The organism is Mycobacterium sp. OAE908, assembly GCF_017872775.1.
In the GTDB taxonomy this organism is placed as follows: domain Bacteria; phylum Actinomycetota; class Actinomycetes; order Mycobacteriales; family Mycobacteriaceae; genus Mycobacterium.
Genome location: NZ_JAGGJL010000001.1, coordinates 4128080 through 4151143, shown reverse-complemented (window position 1 = coordinate 4151143; position 23064 = coordinate 4128080). Strand labels below are relative to the sequence as shown.

Genomic DNA, 23064 nt, shown 5'->3' with positions numbered 1-23064 from the left:
GGACACTACTGGTCGGTGTCCACCACGTCGACGCGGATGCCGCGGCCACCGATGCCTGCGACCAGCGTGCGCAACGCGGTTGCGGTGCGACCGCCGCGGCCGATGACCTTGCCGAGGTCGTCAGGGTGCACGTGCACCTCGACGGTGCGACCGCGCCGGCTTGTCACCATGTCGACCCGGACATCGTCCGGATTGTCCACGATGCCGCGGACCAGGTGCTCCACGGCGTCAACGACGACAGAGCTCATGGCCGCGGTCAGCTCTCGGTGTTCTCGGTGGCGCCGTCGACAGTGGCGTCCGCGCCCTCAGCGGCAGGCTCGGACTCGTCCTTGACCGGCGCGACTTCAGCCTCAGCGGGGGCCTCGGCGTCGGCCTTCTCGGCCTTCTTGGCGGGCGCCTTCTTCTTCTTGGGCGTGGTGGCCTCGGTGCTCGGGCCACCCTCCGCCTCGGCAAGCGCGGCGTTGAACAGGTCCAGCTTGGACGGCTTGGGCTCCTTGACCTTCAGCGTGCCCTCGGTGCCGGGCAGCCCCTTGAACTTCTGCCAGTCACCCGTGATCTTCAGCAGCTGCAACACGGGTTCGGTGGGCTGGGCGCCGACGCTGAGCCAGTACTGGGCGCGTTCCGAGTTGATCTCGATCAGGCTCGGCTCTTCCTTGGGGTGGTAGCGGCCGATGACCTCGATGGAGCGGCCGTCGCGGCGGGTGCGCGAGTCGGCGACAGCGATGCGGTACTGGGGATTGCGGATCTTGCCAAGCCGGGTGAGCTTGATCTTGACAGCCATGATGAAACGATCTCCTGTGGTTGCCACGCTGCAATTCGGCGATGCGGGCGGAATGCCCGGATCCGGTTTTGCCTTACGTGTGTGACCGCCGCACAGCCGTAGTCGTGCGCCAGACAGCCGCCCATTGTGCCAGAACAGGCGCTACCGGCGAAAATCGCGGTCAGTCGAGCTTTACAACTTCTACCCATAGTGTCACGCTTCGGCTATGGATGACGCCGCCGCGCTGATCGAGATCGAGGCGATCAAACAGTTGAAGGCCCGCTACTGCCGCTACCTCGACACCAAGGACTGGGCGGCGTGGCGTGGGATTTTCAGCGACGACTTCCTCAGCGACACCTCGCAGGCGGGCGGCAAGGTGATCCGCGGCGCCGACGATTTCGTCGCGTTCACCAGCAAGAGCCTCGGAAACCGGGCCACCGCCCATCAGGTGCACGCGCCCGAGATCGAGCTGACCTCGGCCACTACCGCCCGCGGCATCTGGGCCCTCGAGGACGTGGTCCGGCTGGCGCCAGGAGTGAACCTGCGCGGTTACGGCCACTACCACGAGAGCTACGAGAAAACCGACGGCCAGTGGCTGATCACCAGCTCCACGCTGACGCGGCTGCGCGAGGACATCTTCAACATGTTCATCTCCGTATACGTCTCTCCCCGCCTCCGGGATGTGATCGGGAAGGTCGCGCGCACAGCGATGCGTTGAACCGGGCATGCTGGAGCCATGACGTCCTTGCGCGAGCGGTTGTTGTCCGCGGTGGCCGGGCAACTCGGCCGCCCCCACGGCATCTTGAGCCCTTTTGTGGCGCGGGCGCTCAACCGGGGCAATGAGAAGGCGATCGTCGCTGCGGTGGACGCGGCGCAGGCTGCGCGCGGCGGCGTCGTGGCAGACATCGGTTTCGGGGGTGGCCTCGGACTACAACTGCTGTTGGACCGCGTGGGCAACGACGGCGTGGTGCACGGCATCGAGATTGCCGACGACATGTTGAGCAGGGCCAAAGCTAAGTTCGGCAGCGACCGCCGACTGCGGTTGGCGCGTGGCTCGCTGACCGAACTGCCGTTGGACGACGGCACGGTCGACGCGCTGATCACCGTCAACACGGTGTACTTCATCTCCGAGCTCGACGGCGCCTGCCGCGAATTCGCGCGCGTGCTGCGGCCGGGTGGGCGCGCGGTGATCGGCATCGGCGATCCGGACGTGATGGCGCGGCTGCCGTTCGCGAAGCACGGCTTCACGATCAGGCCAGTCGGCGAAATTGCTGCGGCACTGCAGAATTCGGGCTTGCAAGTGGAGCAACGACGGATTGAGGACAAGCCGATACCGCGTTACCTGCTCATCGGCACACGCGGCTGACTCACACCACCTTGTCGAAGCACTTCTCTTCGACGCGACGAGTCATGCGCCAGCCCTCTGGTGTGCGCGCGAACTCGTCGACGTACCACAGCCCGCAGAACATGACCTGATTCGTGTCGCCTTCGAACACCATCGGGTTGAAGCAGAACGTCCGTGACGACGCGGTGTCGCCGGAGATGCGGACATCGAAGTTGCCCAGCATGTGTGCGTGGCTCCGGAAGATCTTCGGCAGGGTGTCCGCCAGCCACGCCTTGACGTCCGGGAAGCGGCCGTCGATGCCGCCCATGGCCCGGTAGTCGATGTAGGCGTCCGCGGTGAACACCCGGTCCAGATCGTCGAATCGTCGAGAGTCGATCGCCGTCGAGTAGTCGATCAGCAACTGCTGGATTTCGAACCGGTCGGAGATCTCTTCCAGGCTCAACATGAGTCGATTGAACACGATCAGGCGCCGCGGTTAGGCTGCAGACCCCATGGGGAGGTTCTTCGCGGTCATCACCGCATGCCTGAGTCTGATCCTGCTGTCCGTGTCGCCGCTCGCGGCCGCCGATCCGGATATCCAACCCGTCGGCAGCGTGCCGATTCCCGACGGGCCCGCTCCCGCGTGGATCATCGCCGACATGGATACCGGCCAGGTGCTGGCCGGCCGCGACATGGACGTCGCCCACCCACCCGCCAGCACGATCAAGACGCTGCTGGCGCTCACCGCACTGGACGAGCTGCCCAGCCTCGACGCGACGGTCGTCGGCACCGAGGCCGACACCCACGTCGAATGCAACTGCGCGGGTATCAAACCGGGCCGTGTGTACACCGCGCGCCAGCTGCTTGACGCCGTGCTGCTGGCGTCCGGCAACGACGCCGCCAATGCGCTCGCCGACATGATCGGCGGCTACGACACCGCAGTCGCGAAGATGAACGCCAAGGCCGCGTCCATCGGCGCGGTGAACACGCACGCGTCGACGCCGTCGGGGCTGGACGGGCCGGGCGGCTCGGGATTCACCACGCCGCGGGATCTGGCGATCATCTTCCGCGCCGCGATGGCCAATCCGACCTTCGCCCAGATCACGTCGCAGCCGGTGGCCATGTTCCCCTCTGATACCGGCGACAAGCCGCTGGTGAACGAGGACGAACTGCTGCATCGCTACCCCGGAACCATCGGCGGCAAGACCGGCTTCACCGACGCGGCAAAGAAGACGTTCGTCGCGGCGGCCGACCGTGGCGGGCGTCGATTGGTGATCGCGATGATGTACGGACTGATCAAAGAGGGCGGCCCGACGTACTGGGATCAGGCCGCGGCGCTGCTGGACTGGGGCTTCGCCCAGGACGGCGGGGCCGGCGTCGGCACGCTTTAAGTTGCGCAATCGCAACTGATCCGAGATCTCGTCGGCTACCGCGCTGACTAGGCTCGGCGGCCGTGCGAAAGTTATTGGCCGCGTTGAGCATCACGCTGTCTGCGGCCGTAATGGTCGCGCCTCCAGTGTGGGCCGAGCCGGCCATCCAGCCAGCGGGCGCGGTGGATCTGCCCCAGGGACCTGCGCAGGCCTGGCTGCTCGCCGATCTCGACAATGGCCGAATCCTGGCCTCCCGCAATCCATATGAGCCGCACGCGCCCGCCAGCACCATCAAGGCTTTACTCGCGATGGTGGTGCTGGACCAGCTTCCGCTCACCGCCGTGATCACCGCGACACCCGCGAACACCGATGTCGAGTGTTCATGCGTCGGGGTCAAAGACGGCCGGTCGTACACGGTGCGTCAACTGCTGGACGGGCTGATGCTGGTGTCGGGCAACGATGCGGCCAACACCCTGGCCGAGGGACTCGGCGGCTATCAGGCTGCCGTCGCGAAGATGAACGCCAAGGCCGCAGCGCTCGGCGCACGCAACACGCACGCCTCCTCACCGTCGGGTCTGGACGGCCCAGGGATGGAGTCGGTCACGACGCCTGCCGACCTCGCGGCGATCTACCGTGCGGCGCTTCGCTATCCGGCGTTCGCCGCGATCGTGCGGCAGCCGTCCTCGCTGTTCCCCACCGACGACGGACCCAAGAAGATCATCAACCAGAACGAACTCCTGTCGCGCTATCCCGGCACGCTGGTCGGTAAGACCGGCTACACCGACCTGGCGCAGAAAACCTTCGTCGGCGCCGCGCAACGCAATGGCCACAACCTCGTCGTCGTGCAGATGTACGGCTCGGGCGACATGTACGACCAGGCGATCGGCCTGCTGGATTGGGGCTTCAGCCAATACCGCTGAGAGACTGGTGAGGCGCTAGAAAACGCGGCCGCGCAAGATGATTCGTGCCGGGTTGGTCAGCACGTCGACGCCCGACCGCGGATCGTCGGCGTAACAAACCAGATCGGCCGATGCCCCGTGTTCCAGCCCGGGTCGCCCCAACCACTCGCGCGCGGTCCAACTGGCCGCGCCGAGCGCTTCGGTCGGGCTCATGCCGATGCCCTTGAGCGCCTCGATTTCGTCGGCGATCCGGCCGTGCGCGACCGTGCTGCCCGCATCCGTGCCGGCGAAGATCGGAATGCCCGCTTCGTGCGCGGCACCGATGCGTGGATAGCAGGTGGCGTAGAGATCGCGCATGTGCCTGGCGTAGGCCGGGTACTTCTCGGCCGCCGCGGCGATGCCGGGGAAGTTCTCGATGTTGATCAGCGTCGGCACCAGCGCGGTGCCGTGTTCGACCATCAACTCGATGGTGTCGTCGGTGAGCCCGGTGCCGTGCTCGATGCAGTCGATGCCTGCGTTGATCAGACCCGGCAGCGCATCCTCGCTGAACACGTGCGCGGTGACTCGCGCGCCGTTGGCGTGCGCGGCGTCGATCGCCTGCTTCAGAATCTCGTCGGACCACAGCGGCGCCAGGTCGCCGGTGTCCCGGTCGATCCAGTCTCCGACCAGCTTGATCCAGCCGTCGCCCCAACGCGCCTGGTCGGCCACGGCGTCGGGCAGTTGTGACTCGTCCTCCAATTCGAGGGCGAAGCCGCGCTGATAGCGCTTGGGCTTGGCCAGATGCCGCCCCGCCCGGATGATGCGGGGCAGGTCGTCGCGGTCGTCGAAGCTGCGGGTATCGGTCGGCGAGCCGGCGTCGCGCAGCAGCAACGCACCCGCGTCGCGCTCGGTCTCGGCCTGCGCGATCGCTTCCTCTATTTCCACGACGCCGTGCTGGCCGAGCCCGACATGGCAATGCGCGTCGACGAGGCCGGGCACGATCCAGCCGCCATACCCATCAGCACCGAACACGGTCTCCGCATCGGCCACCGGTTCGGCGCTCAACACCCCGTTGACAATCCACCACTCGATCGGCTCGCCGTCCGGCAAGCCACGGCCGCGGACGTGAAGCGCGGGGTGAGCGACCACTAGTTCTTGGGGAACTTCAGCTTCGACAAGTCGATGTCCGCTAGGCCCGGCGGCAGCTCGTCGAGGCCCTTCGGCATGTTGGACAGGTCGGGGAATCCGGCTGGCAACCCACCCGCGGCGAGCGGATTGCGCACCTTCGGCGGTGTCGGTCCCCTACCCTTCTTCTTGCCGGCCTGCTTGTTCTTGCCCTTCCCGCCCTTGCGCGCAGAACCCTTGCGGCCGAACGGCATTCCCATCTGGCCGGCCATCTGCGACATCATCTTCCTGGCTTCGAAGAAGCGGTCGACAAGCTGGTTGACCTCCGAAACCGTGACGCCGGAGCCGTTGGCGATGCGCTGCCGCCGCGAGGCGTTGATGATCTTCGGGTCGGCCCGCTCTGCGGGCGTCATACCGCGGATGATCGCCTGCACCCGGTCGAGCTGGCTGTCGTCGACGGCGGCCAGCGCATCTTTCATCTGACCCGCGCCGGGCAGCATGCCGAGCAGGTTGCCGATCGGGCCCATCTTGCGGATGGCCAGCATCTGCTCGAGGAAGTCCTCGAGCGTCAGCTCGCCGGAGCCGATCTTGGCGGCGGCCTCCTCGGCCTTCTGCGCGTCGAAATGCTGCTCGGCCTGCTCGATGAGCGTGAGCACATCGCCCATGCCAAGGATCCGGCTGGCCATGCGGTCGGGGTGAAAGACGTCGAAGTCCTCGAGCTTCTCGCCCGCGGACGCGAACAGGATCGGCACCCCGGTGATCTCGCGGACCGACAGCGCGGCGCCACCGCGGGCGTCGCCGTCGAGCTTGGTCAGCACCACGCCGGTGAACCCGACGCCCTCACGGAAGGCTTGGGCCGTGGTCACGGCGTCCTGGCCGATCATGGCGTCGAGCACGAAGATGACTTCGTCGGGGTTGACGGCCTCGCGGATCGCCGCCGCCTGGCCCATCAGCTCGTCGTCGATGCCGAGCCGGCCGGCGGTGTCGACGATAACCACGTCGTAGTGCTTGGCTTTGGCCTCGGCCAGGCCCGCTGCGGCGACCGCGACCGGATCGCCGTTGCCCGCCTGCTCCGAACCTTCGGTCGACACGCCAGGGTGCGGCGCGAACACAGCCACGCCCGCGCGCTCACCGACAATCTGCAGCTGGTTGACGGCGCCTGGCCGCTGCAGGTCGCATGCGACCAGAAGCGGCGTATGTCCTTGGTCGCGAAGCCATTTCGCGAGCTTGCCTGCCAGCGTCGTCTTACCGGAGCCCTGCAGACCGGCGAGCATGATCACGGTCGGCGGGGTCTTGGCGAACGCCAGCCTGCGGGTTTCCCCGCCGAGGATTGCGATCAGTTCGTCGTTGACGATCTTGACGACCTGCTGGGCAGGGTTCAGCGCACCGGAGACCTCGGCGCCCTTGGCGCGGTCCTTGATGCGGGCGACGAACGAGCGCACCACGGGCAGCGAGACGTCGGCTTCGAGCAGCGCCAGCCGGATCTCCCGGGTGGTGGCGTCGATGTCGGCGTCAGTCAGCCGCCCCTTGCCGCGGAGTCCCTGCAGGGCACCGGTCAACCGGTCGGACAGCGATTCAAACACGCCGACCAGCCTAGCTGGCTTCAGATACCGGTTTCGCGGGCGCTGGCGCAGGCAGCACGGCGTACAGATCGCGCTCCAAGGCGTCACGCACCGAGCGATCCCCCGTCGCGAGCGTCGGCACCAGAATCCCGAACACGTCGACCACCGACGATCCCAGCGTGGTGACCTTCGCCCATGCGATGTCCACACCATCACGTTCGAATACCACCGTCAGCCTGGCCAGCAGGCCGGGGCGGTCGGTCGCGCGGATCTGGACGACCAGCTCGCCTGGCTCGGTGCCGTCGGTCCACAGGATCCTCGGCGGCGCAGGCACGTGGTTGATCGGCACCGCGTCGGGCACCTCACCCGCTCGCCTGCTGCCGTGCTGGGCGGCGTCGCCGTCGCGCTTGTCCAATGACGACATCACATCGAGTTCGCCCTCCAACGCGAGGATGAACTGCTGCCGCAACAGCTCCGCCGCGGGCGGCGAACCGAAGTGCGGTGACACGACGAACGTGTTGATCGCCGAACCCTGATGGCCGTTCACCGAAGCCGAATGCACCCGAAGCGAATTGAGCGCCAGCACACCGGCGGCCTTTGACAGCAGGCCGCGCCGGTCGGGGGCGATCATCGTCACGTTGTAGATGTGCGGGCTGTCCCCTGGCGTCATGTCGACGTGCACGCCGACATCAGACGCCAACGAAAGGTAGTGCGGGTCAACGGGATCAGGCTTGGGCAGTGTCTCACCTGCCATCACCAACCGGCAGCGGCGGACCAGATCGCCTATCAGTGACGACTTCCAGTCGCCCCACACGCCGGGGCCGGTGGCTAGTGAATCCGCCTCAGCCAGTACCTGCAGCAGCTCAAGCAGAACCGGGTCGCCGTCGAGCGCGTCGACCACCATGGCAATGACCTTCGGGTCCTGCAGGTCGCGTCGCGTGGCGGTGTGCGGCAGTAGCAGGTGGTGGCGCACCACCTTCGACAGCAGCTCGACGTCCGACGGCCACAGCCCCAGCCGGGTGCCGATCTGCGTGGCCAACTCGGCACCGATCACGCTGTGGTCCCCTCCGCGCCCCTTGCCGATGTCATGACAGAGCGCGCCGAGCACAAGCAGGTCGGGCCGCGATACGCGGGTGGTGAATGCGCTTGCCCGCGAGACGGTTTCGACGAGGTGGCGGTCGACGGTCCAGATGTGCACCACGTCGCGCGGCGGAAGGTCGCGCACCGCACCCCACTCGGGAAACAGCCTGCCCCACAATCCGGTGCGGTCGAGCGCCTCGATGGTGGCCACCGCCGCCGGCCCGGCGGCCAGCATCACCAGCAGGTCCTTGAGCGCCTGACGTGGCCACGGCGTGCGCAGTTCGGGAGCGGACTCGGTGAGGCGGGCGAGCGTTGACGCCGCGATCGGCAATCCGGTGGTGGCCGAGGCGGCCGCGACCCGCAGGATCAACCCTGGGTCGCGTTCGGGACGCGCGTCGCGCGCCAGAATCACTTCGCCGTTGAACTCGATGACGCCCTCGTCGAGCGGCCTGCGGGCGGGACGCTTGAAGGCCGCCAAGCCGCGGCGGGGCAACGCATTTGCGGCAGTGCGCAGTCCGGCGTCGACGTAGTAACTGACGGTGCGCGCGGCGTCAGAAAGCGTACGCGCCAAGTCGAATCGGTCGCCGATGTGCAATGCGGCGCCGATCTCGTCGGCGTGCTGGGCCAGCAGCAGTTCCCTTCCTCGTCCGGACACGCGGTGCAGTTCGGTGCGGACGTTGAGCAGCGCAAGATGCGCCTCGCCAAGAGTGCCGATCGGCGAGGCGAGCGAGCGGCTGGGATAGACGTCGGCGAGTTGAGCGATCGCAAGTGCATTGAGCAACTGCACATCGCGCAGCCCGCCGCGACCGCATTTCAGATCGGGTTCGGCCCGGTGGGCGATTTGACCGCTGCGGTCCCACCGCTGCTGGGTGTGCGCGACGAGTTCGTCGAACCGCGAGGCGATTCCGGTGCGCCACTGTCGTCGTGCTCCGCTGATCAACAACGACGACAGATCGGAGTCGCCCGCAATGTGTCGCGCCTCGAGCATCGCCAAGCCCGCCGAGATGTCCTCACCGGCGACCTTCAGGGCCTCGGGCACGGTGCGAACGCTGTGATCGATGCGAATGTTGGCGTCCCAGAACGGATACCACAGCAATTCGGCGACTTGGGCGACGACGTCGCGGGGCATGTTGTCATGCAGCAGGGTCAGGTCGAGGTCCGAGTACGGCAGCAACTCGCCCCGGCCCAGGCCGCCGGTGGCGACGATGGCGAATCCACTGGTGGCGGTGACGCCGATCTCGGTGGCCTTGGTGGTGAGCCAGAAATCATGCAAGTCGAGCAGTGCATCGCGAAGCGCGGCCGAATCCAATTGCCGCGCACCGCCCGCGAGCAGCTTTTCGCAAGCGGCCACCAAATCCGTTGCGGGACGCGGAGACGAGCCCGCCGCCGGAGCTTCCCATCGGGAAGCGCCGGCGGCGGCCTTCTGTTCCTCGCGCAAGCGCTCGTCAGCGGAATCTGGTGTCTGCTCTGTCATTTCGAGTCCTCCCCCGGCCTTTACCTGTAGACGCTCACGGTGCACGCCGGGAGACGACGTTGCATTTCAGATGCGGCTCAGAGGGCGTCGGCCCCCCGCTCTCCGGTGCGTACCCGGACCACGGTGTCGACGGGGCTGACCCACACCTTGCCGTCGCCGATCTTTCCGGTACGAGCAGCCTGGACAATGACATCCACCACCTTGTCGACGGCGGAGTCATCGACCACAACCTCTACCCGGACCTTCGGCACGAAGTCGACCGAATATTCAGCGCCGCGGTACACCTCGGTGTGACCCTTCTGGCGGCCGTAGCCCTGCACCTCGCTGACGGTCATGCCGAGAATACCCGTCTGTTCGAGGCCGGTCTTGACGTCCTCGAGCGTGAACGGCTTGACGATCGCAGTAATCAGCTTCATATTCCCTTATCCCTCCGCGCCGGAACGCGCCAGCACTGAGCTACCACCCACTGGCACGAAATCGTAACCAGTCTCGGCGTGTTCGGCTTCGTCAATGCCGCTGACCTCATCCTCTTCACCCAGGCGCAAGCCAATCGTGTACTTCAGGATCAACGCCAAGATAGTCGTAACAATGAACGAGTATGCGAGAACCGCGAACGCACCGACCGCCTGACGCCACAGTTGATCCAATGAGTGGTCGCCGTAGAACAGGCCGGCGACTTTGGCGGGTGCCTCCGGGGTGGCGAGGAAACCGATCAGCAATGTGCCCGTGAGACCACCGATCATGTGCACCCCGACCACGTCGAGGGCGTCGTCGTAGCCGAACTTGAACTTCAGCCCGGTGGCCAGCGCGCAGATCGCGCCGCCCAGGAGACCGACGATCAGCGCGCCCAGGACGTTGACCGACGAGCAGGACGGTGTGATCGCAACGAGGCCCGCGACGATGCCGGATGCGGCACCCAGCGAGGTCGCCTTCCCATCGCGGATTCTCTCGACGAGCAGCCAGGCGAGCATCGCGGTACCGGTGGCCACGGTGGTGGTCACGAACGTCGACGCGGCGATACCGCCGGAACTGAGCGCCGATCCGGCGTTGAAGCCGTACCAACCGAACCACAGCAGGCCGGCTCCGAGCATCACGAACGGCAGGTTGTGCGGCCGCATCGGCGTTCCCGGCCAGCCCTTGCGCTTGCCGAGAACGAGGGCCAATGCCAAGCCGGCGGCACCCGAGTTGATATGCACCGCGGTACCACCCGCGAAGTCGATTGCCTTGAGCTTGTTGGCAATCCAGCCACCGGTCTCACCGGTGAAGCCGTCGAACGCGAACACCCAGTGTGCGACCGGGAAGTAGACGAACGTCGCCCACAGGCCCGCGAAGACAAGCCAGGAGCCGAACTTCAGGCGGTCGGCTACCGCACCCGAAACCAGGGCAACCGTGATGATCGCGAACATCAGCTGGAACATCACGAACACAAGCTGCGGGATGGTGCCCGCCAGCGGGATGTGCACCGCATCGACAGCGGCAGTCCCGGTGGCGGGGTCCGCAGCAACCGCGGCGGTCGCGTTACCGGCGATCAGCCCCTTCAGTCCGAAGTACTGCGTCGGATCGCCGACGAAGTCGAATTTGTCGTTGCCGAAGGACAGCGAGTAGCCGTACAGCACCCACAACACGGTCACGACGCCCATGGCGCTGATGCTCATCATCAGCATGTTGAGCACGCCCTTGGCGCGAACCATGCCGCCATAGAAGAACGCCAGGCCTGGCGTCATCAGCAAGACAAGCGCTGAGCTTGCCAGCATCCATGCCGTATCCCCGGTGTCGGGGATGCCCATTATTGGAAAGCCATCCACTCGCAGTTTCCTCCTTCAACATGCCACGGCCGCAGCTTTTTACGTCCGTTGACCTGTTGCAAGACAATGCTGAGTGGTTGTTTCGTCTAAGACGCTGCGGTGTTTCGCTCGTGTGAACGGATACGCAGACGACGTTTCGACGGTGTTACATCACGCGTTTCTTGACGACGCTTTGTTACCCGAGCAGCGCATCGACGAACGCCGCGGGCTCAAACGGGGCGAGATCGTCGGGGCCTTCACCGAGACCGACGAGCTTGACCGGAACACCCAACTCCTGCTGCACGCGGAAGACGATCCCACCCTTTGCCGTGCCGTCGAGTTTGGTCAGCGCCACCCCGGTGATGTCGACGACTTCGGCAAACACGCGCGCCTGGGGCAAGCCGTTTTGCCCGATCGTGGCATCGAGCACCAGCAGCACCTCGTCGACCTCGGCGCGCTTACTCACCACCCTTTTGACCTTGCCGAGCTCATCCATCAGGCCCGTCTTGGTGTGCAGGCGGCCCGCGGTATCGATGACGACGACGTCGGCGCCTGATTCGATGCCCTTGTCGACGGCATCGAACGCGACCGATGCGGGATCGGCCCCCTCGGCACCCCGGACCACCTCCGCGCCCACTCGCGATGCCCAGGTCTGCAGCTGGTCGGCCGCGGCGGCGCGGAAGGTGTCAGCGGCGCCGAGCACCACGCGTCGGCCGTCTGCGACCAGCACGCGGGCCAGCTTGCCGACCGTCGTCGTCTTGCCGGTCCCGTTGACGCCGACAACCAGCAGCACGGACGGCTTGGCGTCATGCGGCAGCGCTTTGATCGAACGGTCGAGGTCGGGCCGCAGCTCTTCGATGAGCACCTCGCGGAGGACGGCCCGGGCATCGGCCTCGGTGCGCACGCGACTGCTGGCCATCCGCGACCGCAGCGCGGTGACCACCGACTCGGTGACGACGGGACCGAGGTCGGCGATCAACAGGGTGTCCTCGACGGCTTCCCAGGATTCCTCGTCGAGGTCGCCGCCGCCGAGCAGGCCGAGCATGCCGCGGCCGAGCGTGTTCTGCGATTTGGCCAGTCGGCCGCGCAGTCGATCGAGGCGGCCCTCTGCTGGTTCGATCGCTTCGATGGCCGGCGCCGCAGGCTCGGCGGCTGCGGCGGGCGCCGGCTCGGGAGTGGGCGGAGCCACCGGTGCCTCGGGAGCCTCGGGCAGCTGAATGTCGGCGATGGGACGTTTCGGCGCGTCCCGTGGAACGGTGGCATCATCGCCGACGGCGGGCAGCCCGCTGGTGTCTATGCGTTCGACCGGCTCCGCAGGCGCTGACTTGGTGAAAGTGATGCCCGAAGACGCGGTATATCCGCCGGAGCGGTCGATCGGAGTGGCAGTGTCGGGAGAAGACAGGTTGATCCGTCGACGCCGGTATCGCACCAGCCCGACGACCAGCGCAACCACGACCAGAACGGCAACGACCGCGATTGCGATCCACAGAGCATCCGACACGACGCCATTGTCTCAGGGGGGTTAGGCGGTGACTCTCGACCCCGGGGGCATGGAAACGCGCAAACAGCGCCACATTGACGTGTGCCTGTCGGACGCGGTCGATTATCAGACCGTCACCACCGGGCTGGAGCGCTACCGGTTGCCGTACAACGCGCTGACCCAGACAGATCTGGGCAGCGTCGACCTGAGCACGAATTTTCTCGGTGCGAGGCTACGGGCACCCGTGTTGATCGGCGCGATGACCGGCGGCGCCGAGCTGTCGGCCACGATCAATCGCAATCTGGGCGCGGCCGCTCAGCAGCTCGGCATCGGCATGATGCTCGGCTCGCAGCGCATCATGCTCGACAACGGCATCGCGTCCACGTCGTTCACTGTTCGCGATGTGGCGCCCGACGCACTGTTGATCGGCAACATCGGGCTGGCCCAACTCAACGAGGTCGTGGTCGCCGACGTGGTCAAGCTGCTCGATGCCGTCGGCGCCAATGCCCTTGCGGTGCATACCAATCCGCTGCAGGAAGCGATGCAGCACGAGGGCGACACAGACTTCTCCGGCTCGATTGCCCGCTTGCGCGATATCGCGAGATCGATCGACTATCCGGTGATCCTGAAGGAAGTCGGACACGGCATCGGCGCGGCCGCGGCAGCGGAGTTGGTCGACTGTCCGATCGCCGCCGTCGACGTGGCAGGCGCGGGTGGCACCTCATGGGCGCGGGTCGAGCAGTTCGTGCGGTTCGGCGAGATCCGCTACCCGGCGCTTGCCGAGTGGGGCATCCCGACAGCGGAGGCGCTGCTGGAAGTGCAGCACACACTGCCCGATGTGCCGATCATTGCGTCGGGCGGCATTCGCACCGGCATGGATGCGGCCAAGGCATTGGCGATGGGCGCCGACGCCGTGGCGGTAGCGCGCCCCCTGCTGGCACCTGCGATCGAATCGCCTGCCGCCGTTGTGGATTGGCTGCAGCGGTTCATCGGCGAGCTGCGGGTGTGCCTGCACGGCTGCGGTGCGACCAACCTGGTGGCGTTGCGGCGTCGCGGCGTCACCAAGATCGGTTAGTTGGCGGCGGCGCCGACCAATTCCTGGCCGCGCATGCGCTGCGAGATCACCTGCGTGATGCCGTCATCGCGCATCGTGACGCCGTAGAGCGCGTCGGCGACCTCCATCGTCGGCTTCTGGTGCGTGATCACGATCAGCTGCGACTGCGATCGCAGCATTTCGAACAGCCCCAGCAGCCGGCGCAGGTTCACGTCGTCGAGCGCCGCCTCCACCTCGTCCATCACATAGAAGGGAGACGGCCGTGCGCGGAAGATGGCCACCAGCATCGCCACTGCGGTCAACGACTTCTCGCCACCGGAGAGCAGCGACAGCCGCTTGATCTTCTTGCCCGGGGGCCGCGCCTCGACCTCGATGCCGGTGGTCAGCATGTCGTCGGGATCGGTGAGCACCAGCCGTCCCTCACCACCGGGGAACAGCGACGAGAACACGTCGCGGAATTCACGTTCCACGTCGGCGAAGGCCTCGGTGAACACCTGCAGGATGCGCTCGTCGACATCGGCGATGACGTCGAGCAGGTCTTTGCGGGCCGCCTTGACGTCCTCGAGCTGGGTGGACAGGAAGTTGTAACGCTCCTCGAGTGCTGCAAACTCTTCCAGCGCAAGCGGATTCACGCGACCGAGCTCGTTGAGCTCACGCTCGGCCTTCTTGGCGCGGCGCTCCTGGGTTGGCCGGTCGAACGGCAGCGGCGCCGGCATTGTGACCTGTTCGCCGCGTTCACGTGCCTGCTCGTACTCGGCCATCTCCGGCTCCGACGGCGGCAGTGCCACGTCGGGACCGTATTCGGCGATCAGGTCGGCGGTCGCCATCCCGAACTGTTCCAGGACGTGTTCCTCGAGCTGCTCGATGCGAAGTGCTGCTTGGGCTTTGGCGACCTCGTCACGGTGTAGCGAGTCGGTGATCGCGGTGATCTTGGCCGACAGTTCGTTGACTTCTTCGCGCGCCTTGGTCAGCGCCCCTGCGCGGTGCTGCCGTTCGGCGGCCACCTCGTCGCGGGAACGCGATGCCACGCCCACCGCTGCGCTCAGCCGCAGTGCCACCAGACGTCCGGACTCCGCCACCGCGGCCGCGACCGCCGCCGCATGTTCGCGTGCCTCCCGCGCCCGCTGGGCCCGCAACCTCGCCTCGCGTTCGGCCGCAGCCGCCCGTCGCAGCGAATCCGCCCGTCCGCGAACGGCATTCGCCCGCTCTTCGGCGGTACGCACGGCCAGCCGGGCCTCCACCTCGACGGCGCGCGCCTCTTCTGCGGCCGCCATCGACGCCTGGCGGTCGACGGGTTCGGACTCGAACGTCGGTTCCTGCTGGGCGTTGTGCAGCCTCTGCTCGAGTTGAGCCAGTTCCTCGACAGTCCTGTTGCGGCCGGCCTCGAGCTCGTTGCGCTGCTGGATGAGCCGCTGCCATTCGTCGTCGGCCGCCCGGGCATCCTGCCCGAGCCTGCCGAGTTGCTCGTAGATCGCCGAGATCGCCGCATCGGATTCGTTGAGCGCCGCGAGCGCCTGCTCCGCTGCGTCCTGGCGGGCCCCCTGCTCGACGAGGGCACCCGACAGCGCGGCGGACAGCTCGCTGGTCTGCCGTTCGGCGTCGGCCAACTCGGCGCGGGCCTTCTCGACCTCCGAAGTGATTTCCAAAGTGCTGGGCTTGCGGTCCGAACCGCCGCTGATCCAGCCGGCACCGACAAGGTCGCCGTCGGTGGTGACCGCCCGCAATTGCGGGCGCGAAGCGACGAGATCCAGCGCAGCGGACAGGTCCGAAACCACCGCGACGCCGGACAACATCGCCGTGATTGCGCCCTGCAGCCGGTGCGGCGCCTCGACGAGATCGACGGCCCAGGACGCGCCGTAGGGCAACGGATCATGTGGCACCGATTGGTGCGGCCAGTCGCTCAGCACGATGGCCGCACGGCCCCCGTCGGATTCCTTCAGCGCCCTGACGGCCGACCGGGCCGCGCCGAAGTTCTCCGCAGCCAACGCGTCCGCGGCAGCGCCCAGCACCGTCGCAACGGCTGCCTCATAGCCGGGCCGCACCTTCAGAAGGTCGGCGATGGAGCCGAAAAGCCCTGCGCCGCCGTGGTTTCGCTGCAGCCAGGCCGCGCCGTCCTTGCGATCGAGCCCGACCGACAGCGCCTCGATGCGTGCCCGCAGCGAGGCGACCTGACGTTCGGCGCCGCGCTCGGCGGCCTGTAGTTCGGCAACGCGCTCGTCGGCAAGGCGCAGCGCAGCCACCGTGCGGTCGTGGTGCTCGTCGAGGCCGACCTCGCCTTCGTCGAGCGCAGTCACGCGGCTCTGGACGGTTTCGAATTCGGCCTGCATCTGCTGGGCCTTGGCCGCGGCTTCGTCGATGCCGCCGGTGAGCCGGGCCACGGTCTCGTCGATGGACTCGACGCGGGTCCGCATCGTGTCGACCTGCCCCGCCAGCCGCGCGAGCCCTTCCCTACGGTCAGCCTCGGCGCGGGCAGCGGCCAGGTGGGCGCGTTCGGCCTCGGCCGCAGCGCGCTCGCACTCCGTCAACTCGGCGCGCGCGGACTCCAACCTGGCGCGGGATTCTTCTAGTTCGGCGAGCAGCTGCCGCTCCTGCTCAGCCATCTCTTCTGCTTGCGCCTCAAGGGTTTCCGGGTCCGGACCGGTGGATGCCTCGGGCTCGGCGTCGAGGTACTGTGCCCGCTCGCTCGCAATGCGCACTGTCGCGCTGACGCGTTCGGCGAGCGCCGACAGCCGAAACCACGTCTGCTGCGCGGCATCAGCGCGCTCGCTCAGCGTATTGACCGCCGCCTCATGGGAATTCAGCTCGACGGTTTTGGCTTCGAGTCGGGCGGCGGCCTCGTCGTGCTCGCGGCGCAGGGTGGTCTCGGCCTGATCGGTGTTGTCGAACTCGGCCTTGCGCGTCACCAGGTCATCGGCGGCCAGTCGCAGCCTGGCGTCGCGCAGGTCGGCCTGGATGGTCTGGGCGCGACGGGCCATCTCGGCTTGGCGGCCCAGCGGCTTGAGCTGACGGCGCAGTTCGGTGGTCAGGTCGGTGAGCCGGGCGAGGTTCGATGACATCGCGTCGAGCTTGCGGACCGCTTTCTCTTTGCGCTTGCGGTGCTTGAGCACACCCGCGGCTTCCTCGATGAATGCCCGACGGTCCTCGGGCCGCGACTCGAGGATTTCAGACAGCTTGCCCTGACCGACGATGACGTGCATCTCACGCCCGATGCCTGAGTCGGAGAGCAACTCCTGCACATCCATCAAACGGCAACTGCTGCCGTTGATTTCGTATTCGCTTCCGCCGTCGCGGAACATCCGCCTGGTGATCGACACCTCGGAATACTCGATCGGCAGCGAGTTGTCGGAGTTGTCGATCGTCACCGTGACCTCGGCGCGGCCCAGCGGGGCCCGCGACGATGTGCCCGCGAAGATGACGTCTTCCATCTTGCCGCCGCGCAGGGTCTTGGCGCTGTGCTCACCCATCACCCAGGTGAGCGCGTCGACCACATTCGACTTGCCTGAGCCGTTGGGGCCGACGACGCAGGTGATGCCGGGCTCGAAACGCAGAGTCGTGGGTGCGGCAAAGGACTTGAAGCCCTTCAGCGTCAGACTCTTGAGGTGCACAACGCGCCACACTACCGTCGCAGAGGCTAACGTTCGGTGAACCCCGAAAGCGAGTCGCCCGGTTCTGACCAGTCCGCGATGACTTTGTCGACCTGACCCGGCGTGTTGCCGCTTTCTAGCAGTTCAAGCAGCTTTTCGCAGGCCTCGCGGGGGCCCTGCGCGACCACCTGGACGCGGCCATCGGGCCTGTTCGAGGCGTATCCGGCCAGGCCGAGCTCCAGCGCCCGGGAGCGTGTCCACCACCGGAAACCGACCCCCTGGACGTGGCCGTGCACCCAGGCGGTCAACCGGACGTCAGCTAACTCCTGCATCACTGACCTCAAACGTCACTTTGGTCCCAGACTTGAGCGTGCGCCCGACCGTGCACACCTGATCGATGGCCCGCTCGACGACCGTCAGCACCCGCGCCACCTCGTCGGCTGAGAGCCCGGACAGGTCGAGTTCCATGCGTTCTTCGAGCAGCGGGTAGCGCTCCTGCTCACGGTCGGCAGGCCCGGACACCTTGATCGTCGTCTGGTAGTCGTCGCCGAGCCTGCGCCGCAGCGGCGCGTCGCTGGCCATTCCGCTGCACGCCGCCAACGCGATCTTCATCAGTTCGCCCGGCGTGAAGACGCCGTCGACGTCCTCATTGCCGACGAGCACCTCGGCGCCGCGTGTGCTGCGGCCGGTGTAGCTGCGGACGCCGGTGCGCTCAACCCACAATTCGGTCATGACTCCTCTTCCTCGTGAGCGACCGCAAAATGCCACGCGTTGACGGCGTGTCCACGTACAAACACGGTCGCTCGCGGCAGTTTATTCCCGGGAAACCCGGGGCCGCGGTTGGCATTTCGGGCAGTAGAACGACGACCGGTTCATGAACTTGTCCCGCCGCATCACGGCGCCGCACCGCCGGCACGGCTCGCCCTCGCGGCCGTATGCGTCCAGGGACCGATCGAAATAGCCGGATTCACCGTTGACGTTGACATAGAGCGAGTCGAACGACGTGCCCCCCTGCCCGAGCGCGTCGGACATCACTTCGGCGGCGGCGTCGAGCAGCGCGCCCAGCTTCGCCCGCGACAACGACGACGCCAGCCGCGCGCCGTTGACGCGGGCCCGCCACAGCGCCTCGTCGGCGTAGATATTGCCGATGCCTGAAACGACGGTCTGATCCAGCAGCTGTCGCTTGATCTCAGAGTGCTTGCGCCGCAACACCGTAACGACGCCGTCGCGATTGAACGCAGGGTCCAGGGGGTCGCGGGCCAGATGCGCGACCGGCATCGGAACGTCGGTGCCGCCCACCGTGACCAGGTCGGCGAGCATCCAGCCCCCGAACGTGCGCTGGTCGACGAAGCTCAGCGCGGTGCCGTCGTCGAGCAGCGTCGCAATGCGCAAGTGGTTTTCGTTCGGCACCTCACCGAGCAACATCTGTCCGCTCATGCCGAGGTGCACCACCAACGCCGATCCGTCGTCCAGCGTGAGCCACATGTACTTGCCGCGCCGCCCGGTTCCGGTGATCTTCGCGTCAAGCAGTCGCGCCGTCAGGTCGGCGGGGCCTGCCTCGTGACGACGCACCGCGCGCGGATGATGCACCCGCACCGCGGTGATGGTTTTACCCGTCACATGGGCAGCCAATCCGCGCCGGACGACCTCGACTTCGGGTAGTTCAGGCATCTACGCCTGAGGCTGAGAGCGCGGTCCACGCCGCGGCGGCCGCCTTCAACTCGGCCTCCTTCTTCGTCCGTCCGACGCCCCTGCCGTACTCGACATCGGTGACCAGGACTGTCGCGGTGAACTCCTTGTCATGGTCGGGACCAGTGGACGTCACCACATACGACGGAGCACCCATGCCCCGCGACGCGGTCAACTCCTGCAGGCTGCTCTTCCAGTCCAGCCCTGCGCCCAGCGTCGGCGCGGTGTCCAGCAGCGAGGCGAACAGCCGCATGATCACCTCTCTGGCCACCGCGATGCCGTGCTCCAAATAGATTGCGCCCAACAAGGATTCGACACCGTCGGCCAGGATGCTGGACTTGTCGGCCCCGCCCGAGTGTTCCTCGCCCTTGCCGAGCAGAAGGTAGGCGCCGAGTCCGTCGTCGGACAGCTGCCTGCCGACATCTGCCAGCGCCTGGGTGTTGACGATGCTGGCGCGCAGTTTGGCCAAGTCGCCCTCGGAGCGGTCGGGGTGCCGGTGGTAGAGCTCTTCGGTGATGGTCAGCCCGAGCACCGCATCACCGAGAAACTCGAGGCGCTCGTTGGTCGGCAGCCCACCGTTCTCATAGGAATAGCTGCGGTGGGTGAGCGCCATGGTCAGCAGTTCTGGAGGCAGGTCGACGCCCAACGCCTTGAGCAGGGCCGCCCGATCCGTCACTGCTTGTCCTCGTCGAGGAAGCCCGAGAGCTTGGCCCACCGCGGATCGATCTGCTCGTGGTGGTGACCGGGCTCGGCGGTGGCCAGCGGCACCCCGCAGTTCGGGCACAACCCCGCGCAGTCGGGCCCGCACAGCGGTGAGAACGGCAGCGCGAGCCCGATCGCGTCGATGATCGGCTGCTCCAGGTCGACGGTATCGGGCTCACCCGATCCGCCGACCCGGCCGATCTCATCGGATTCGGTGGTCTCGTCGGTGGCGCTGTCGGGGTAGGCGAACAGCTCGGTCAGGTCGATCTCGACGTCACCGGTGACCGGGGTAAGGCAGCGGGCGCATTCGCCTGCCGTCGGCGCGGACACCGTCCCGCTGACCAGCACTCCCTCTGACACGGACTCGATCCGCAGGTCAAGCGTCAGCGGCGCGCCCGCCTCGACGCCGATCAGGTCCAGCCCGATCCGCGACGGGCTGGGCACCGTCTCGGTGAAGGTCATCATCGACCCTGGCCGCCGGCCAAGCCGGGAAATGTTGATAACGAGCGGCGATCGTGAGGCGCGGCGCGCCGCCGCGTTCGCATGCGTCGCCATGGATGTCGATTCTACGGCGACAGCGCCGAGCTACCGCGCCGCGTAGTCGTGGGTGCCCGCAGCGGTGCGCAGCTGGTGACGACCGCGGCCCACCGAGCGGATGGTTCCGTTGAGGAATTCCTCGAACTCGGCGAGCTTGCTGTCGACGTAGATGTCGCACTCTCCGCGCAGACGGTCGGCCTCGGCGTGCGCGGAGTCGATCAACCGGGTGGCCTCGGCCGTTGCGGTCTGCACGATCTCGGTCTGCGAGACCAGGCGCTGCTGTTCCTTGATGCCTTCCTGCACGGCCTTCTCGTAGGCCAGGTTGCCGTTCTCGATGAGCCGGTCGGCCTCGTTCTTCGCGCGCCCGGTGGTGGCCTCGTACTCCCGCTTGGCGGTTGCGGTGACGCGGGCCGCTTCCTCGCGGGCCTCGCCGACCATCCGCTCGCTGTGCTGACGAGCCTCGGCGACCATCCGGTCTGCCTGGGCCTTCGCGTCGGCCAGCAGCCGATCCGCTTCGGCGCGCGAGTGGTTGATCAGGGAGTCCGCCTCGGCGCTGGCCGTGGCCACCATCTGATCGGAGTGGTCCTTGGCTTCGCGCAGCATGCTGTCGCGCGCATCTAGGACGTCCTGAGCATCGTCGAGCTCGCCGGGGATGGCGTCCTTGATGTCGTCGATCAGCTCGAGGACATCACCGCGTGGGACCACGCAGCCGGCCGTCATCGGCACGCCGCGTGCTTCTTCGACAATCGCACCCAACTCGTCGAGCGCTTCAAAAACTCGGTACACGGCAACACCCTCCAGGCGTAGTTGACAGTTACTAGTGTGCCTGGTGTTACCGGTGTGACTCAGTTTCCGGGCCGGTGTGTCGTCGTTTGACCCTTTTGCTGTGTCCCGCGCTCCCCCAGGCCGCAACTCCCGCTTGAATTGCTTCGCTGACATTATGTCAACACGCCGGCAGCATCGGCCCTCGCCAGCTCGTAGCAAAATCGAAATCGCCCGCCACCGCGAGGTGGCGGGCGATTTCGCTTCAGCTCAGCACACTACGATGTGGCCTGCTTGATGAGGTCGCGGGCCCGGTCCAGCATCGAAGCGAACGGCCCGGCAGCAAAGTTCATCTTCGCCGACTCGACGCCAGGGTGCGGCCGGGTCGGAGCGATCGCCTCTGCAGCCTGAACGGCCTTGGCCATCCGCTCCCGGTCGTTGGCATCGAGCTCGCGAGCCAGCTTGGTGAACTCCTCGTTCTCCTCATGCTCGGCATGGTCGATCACCGCGTCGCGGAACTTCGACAACTCGTCGAGGAACTCTTTTGACGAAATGTCCATGCTCTCCAGCTTGGACAGCTGTTCCTTGGCCTCGTGCTCCTCCTTCAACCGGGCGTCCACGATCGTGTCGCCGTCGGCGACCTCGCGGCGGGCCCGTGGATGAACCACCATCTCCTCGGCGGTCTCGTGCACCGCGAGCAGCGTGCGCAGGTCGATGAAGGCTTTCTCGCGGGCCTTCGGATCGGAGGCCGAGAAGACCTCCTCGAACATGTCCTTGATCAGGTTGTGCTGGTCTTTGAGGAACTTGACGACATCATCGGTCGACTGGACGAATGTCTGAACCACGGCAATACACCTCCGCTGGTCGTGGGTTGGTCTAGGCGCTGACGGGCTGTACGCCAACCCCAGTCCTACCCACGCCGAGCGTCAATTAACCCTTCAGCTTTGCCTGCAGCCGCTCATTGACGGGCGCGGGCAGCAGTTCTGAGACGTCGCCACCGAGCGTTGCCACCTCTTTGGCCAGTGACGACGACACGAACGAGTACCGCGGCGTGGTCGCGACGAAAAACGTGTCGACGCCGGCGATGTGTTTGTTCATCTGTGCCATCTGCAGTTCGTACTCGAAGTCGGTGCCGGTGCGCAGACCCTTGACGATTGCGGTGAGCCCACGGGACTTCACGAAGTCGACGACCAGACCCTCCCCCGACTCCACGCGCAGATTCGGCAGATGCGTCGTCGACTCCTCGATCATCGCGATGCGCTCGTCGGGGGTGAACATGCCCTTCTTGTTGGGGTTGATCAGCACCGCGACAACGACCTCGTCGAACTGTGCGGCCGCGCGCTCGAGGATGTCCACGTGGCCGAGGGTGACCGGGTCGAACGATCCAGGGCACACGGCGCCACTCATGGTCGATGACGCTAGCAGGGCGGTTAGCGCGAGTGGGCCCCGCTCTTCAGCATTCCCACACTCACCCAGCCCCAATAGACCCGGTGGCGGGCGATCAGTCCGTCAAGGATCTCCATCACCTCGACGATGTCCATCTGGTCGCCCTCCGGCGTCTGGCGCGGATACTCCCAGACCAGTCGGCCGCCGTCGGTCAGAAAGCCGGCGCGGTGGCGACGACGCTTGGCCGGCTGGTGTTCGAAGACCTTGGACACGAAGCGCCGCAAGTCTTCTCGGCCCCGCACGATGCCGTCCTCGGTGCCCAGCAGGTGGCAAACCAACGGACTCTCCAATGTCGCGTCGGGCTGATAGAGCGCTAGCGCGGCGTCGACGTCTTTCGCGCCGAGAGCCGCGTCCCATGCGGTGAAGATGTGCTCGATCTGTTCGGTGCTTGCGTTCATGGGGTCGACGGTAGGTCCGCGATGTTTTGGTCTGGACCGAAGTGTGATTGTGCGA

General features: G+C 66.7%; 24 protein-coding genes. 5 read left to right on the top strand and 19 right to left on the bottom strand.

Annotation, left to right across the window (positions count from 1 at the left end; genetic code table 11):
• Positions 1 to 5: 5 nt before the first annotated feature.
• Both J3E61_RS20485 and rpsP read right to left on the bottom strand, forming a co-directional pair.
• Positions 6 to 248: an RNA-binding protein gene (locus J3E61_RS20485; protein WP_003881089.1), complete on the bottom strand. Its 243-nt coding sequence runs from the start codon at positions 246 to 248 to the stop codon at positions 6 to 8.
• Positions 249 to 256: 8 nt separating this feature from the next.
• The gene (gene rpsP, locus J3E61_RS20480; protein ID WP_192721216.1) at positions 257 to 781 is read right to left on the bottom strand and encodes a 30S ribosomal protein S16; all 525 of its coding nucleotides are present in this window, start codon (positions 779 to 781) and stop codon (positions 257 to 259) included.
• A 205-nt stretch (positions 782 to 986) separates the two neighbouring features.
• Here rpsP and J3E61_RS20475 point away from each other — a divergent pair, with 205 nt between their 5' ends.
• Together J3E61_RS20475 and J3E61_RS20470 are read left to right on the top strand one after the other, a co-directional pair.
• On the top strand, positions 987 to 1478 hold the full coding sequence (locus tag J3E61_RS20475; protein ID WP_192721217.1) for a nuclear transport factor 2 family protein: 492 nt from the start codon (positions 987 to 989) through the stop codon (positions 1476 to 1478).
• 18 nt (positions 1479 to 1496) lie between these two features.
• Positions 1497 to 2126, top strand: a complete 630-nt coding sequence (locus J3E61_RS20470; protein ID WP_210084762.1) for a methyltransferase domain-containing protein — start codon at positions 1497 to 1499, stop codon at positions 2124 to 2126.
• 1 nt (position 2127) lies between these two features.
• On the opposite strand, the gene J3E61_RS20465 is transcribed toward J3E61_RS20470, so the two are convergent.
• Positions 2128 to 2550, bottom strand: a complete 423-nt coding sequence (locus J3E61_RS20465) for a nuclear transport factor 2 family protein (RefSeq protein WP_210084761.1) — start codon at positions 2548 to 2550, stop codon at positions 2128 to 2130.
• Positions 2551 to 2596: 46 nt separating this feature from the next.
• On the opposite strand from J3E61_RS20465, the gene J3E61_RS20460 reads away from it, so the two are divergent.
• Entirely contained in the window at positions 2597 to 3475 is an 879-nt protein-coding gene (locus J3E61_RS20460; RefSeq protein ID WP_210084760.1) for a D-alanyl-D-alanine carboxypeptidase, read from the top strand.
• A 62-nt stretch (positions 3476 to 3537) separates the two neighbouring features.
• The gene (locus J3E61_RS20455) at positions 3538 to 4374 is read left to right on the top strand and encodes a D-alanyl-D-alanine carboxypeptidase (protein ID WP_210084759.1); all 837 of its coding nucleotides are present in this window, start codon (positions 3538 to 3540) and stop codon (positions 4372 to 4374) included.
• A 15-nt stretch (positions 4375 to 4389) separates the two neighbouring features.
• On the opposite strand, the gene J3E61_RS20450 is transcribed toward J3E61_RS20455, so the two are convergent.
• From J3E61_RS20450 to ftsY, 6 genes are all read right to left on the bottom strand, one after another.
• Positions 4390 to 5481 carry an amidohydrolase family protein gene (locus J3E61_RS20450; RefSeq protein WP_210084758.1) on the bottom strand — a complete coding sequence of 364 codons (1092 nt, stop codon included), beginning with the start codon at positions 5479 to 5481 and terminating at the stop codon, positions 4390 to 4392.
• Positions 5481 to 7040 (bottom strand): signal recognition particle protein, encoded by a 1560-nt coding sequence (gene ffh / locus J3E61_RS20445; protein WP_210084757.1) that lies wholly within the window; start codon positions 7038 to 7040, stop codon positions 5481 to 5483. The genes J3E61_RS20450 and ffh overlap by 1 nt, the downstream gene beginning before the upstream one ends.
• Before the next feature lie 10 nt (positions 7041 to 7050).
• Entirely contained in the window at positions 7051 to 9573 is a 2523-nt protein-coding gene (locus J3E61_RS20440) for a [protein-PII] uridylyltransferase (RefSeq protein ID WP_210084756.1), read from the bottom strand.
• Positions 9574 to 9650: 77 nt separating this feature from the next.
• Positions 9651 to 9989: a P-II family nitrogen regulator gene (locus J3E61_RS20435; protein ID WP_003881099.1), complete on the bottom strand. Its 339-nt coding sequence runs from the start codon at positions 9987 to 9989 to the stop codon at positions 9651 to 9653.
• A gap of 6 nt (positions 9990 to 9995) precedes the next feature.
• Positions 9996 to 11378, bottom strand: a complete 1383-nt coding sequence (locus J3E61_RS20430) for an ammonium transporter (RefSeq protein ID WP_192721225.1) — start codon at positions 11376 to 11378, stop codon at positions 9996 to 9998.
• 175 nt (positions 11379 to 11553) lie between these two features.
• Positions 11554 to 12858, bottom strand: a complete 1305-nt coding sequence (gene ftsY, locus J3E61_RS20425; protein ID WP_192721226.1) for a signal recognition particle-docking protein FtsY — start codon at positions 12856 to 12858, stop codon at positions 11554 to 11556.
• Positions 12859 to 12886: 28 nt separating this feature from the next.
• Here ftsY and fni point away from each other — a divergent pair, with 28 nt between their 5' ends.
• Positions 12887 to 13912, top strand: coding sequence for a type 2 isopentenyl-diphosphate Delta-isomerase (fni, locus tag J3E61_RS20420; protein WP_210084755.1), 1026 nt, complete (start codon positions 12887 to 12889; stop codon positions 13910 to 13912).
• On the opposite strand, the gene smc is transcribed toward fni, so the two are convergent.
• The 10 genes from smc to J3E61_RS20370 form a co-directional block, all read right to left on the bottom strand.
• A complete protein-coding gene (gene smc / locus J3E61_RS20415; RefSeq protein WP_210084754.1) occupies positions 13909 to 17496 on the bottom strand; it encodes a chromosome segregation protein SMC in 3588 nt (1195 codons plus the stop codon). The two genes, fni and smc, sit on opposite strands and share 4 nt — an antisense overlap.
• A gap of 26 nt (positions 17497 to 17522) precedes the next feature.
• Positions 17523 to 17807 carry an acylphosphatase gene (locus J3E61_RS20410; RefSeq protein ID WP_192721229.1) on the bottom strand — a complete coding sequence of 95 codons (285 nt, stop codon included), beginning with the start codon at positions 17805 to 17807 and terminating at the stop codon, positions 17523 to 17525.
• Positions 17791 to 18207, bottom strand: a complete 417-nt coding sequence (locus J3E61_RS20405; RefSeq protein ID WP_210084753.1) for an OsmC family protein — start codon at positions 18205 to 18207, stop codon at positions 17791 to 17793. The genes J3E61_RS20410 and J3E61_RS20405 overlap by 17 nt, the downstream gene beginning before the upstream one ends.
• An 81-nt stretch (positions 18208 to 18288) precedes the next feature.
• Positions 18289 to 19146, bottom strand: a complete 858-nt coding sequence (gene mutM, locus J3E61_RS20400) for a bifunctional DNA-formamidopyrimidine glycosylase/DNA-(apurinic or apyrimidinic site) lyase (RefSeq protein WP_210084752.1) — start codon at positions 19144 to 19146, stop codon at positions 18289 to 18291.
• Complete coding sequence (locus tag J3E61_RS20395) at positions 19139 to 19840, bottom strand: ribonuclease III (protein ID WP_192721232.1); 702 nt, start codon at positions 19838 to 19840, stop codon at positions 19139 to 19141. The genes mutM and J3E61_RS20395 overlap by 8 nt, the downstream gene beginning before the upstream one ends.
• Positions 19837 to 20421, bottom strand: coding sequence for a DUF177 domain-containing protein (locus tag J3E61_RS20390; RefSeq protein WP_192721233.1), 585 nt, complete (start codon positions 20419 to 20421; stop codon positions 19837 to 19839). The genes J3E61_RS20395 and J3E61_RS20390 overlap by 4 nt, the downstream gene beginning before the upstream one ends.
• Before the next feature lie 30 nt (positions 20422 to 20451).
• On the bottom strand, positions 20452 to 21189 hold the full coding sequence (locus tag J3E61_RS20385; RefSeq protein ID WP_192721234.1) for a DivIVA domain-containing protein: 738 nt from the start codon (positions 21187 to 21189) through the stop codon (positions 20452 to 20454).
• A 254-nt stretch (positions 21190 to 21443) separates the two neighbouring features.
• Entirely contained in the window at positions 21444 to 22010 is a 567-nt protein-coding gene (locus J3E61_RS20380; RefSeq protein WP_192721235.1) for a hemerythrin domain-containing protein, read from the bottom strand.
• An 85-nt stretch (positions 22011 to 22095) separates the two neighbouring features.
• Complete coding sequence (gene coaD / locus J3E61_RS20375; protein ID WP_192721236.1) at positions 22096 to 22572, bottom strand: pantetheine-phosphate adenylyltransferase; 477 nt, start codon at positions 22570 to 22572, stop codon at positions 22096 to 22098.
• A gap of 23 nt (positions 22573 to 22595) precedes the next feature.
• Complete coding sequence (locus J3E61_RS20370) at positions 22596 to 22979, bottom strand: nuclear transport factor 2 family protein (protein ID WP_210085640.1); 384 nt, start codon at positions 22977 to 22979, stop codon at positions 22596 to 22598.
• Positions 22980 to 23064: the final 85 nt, after the last annotated feature.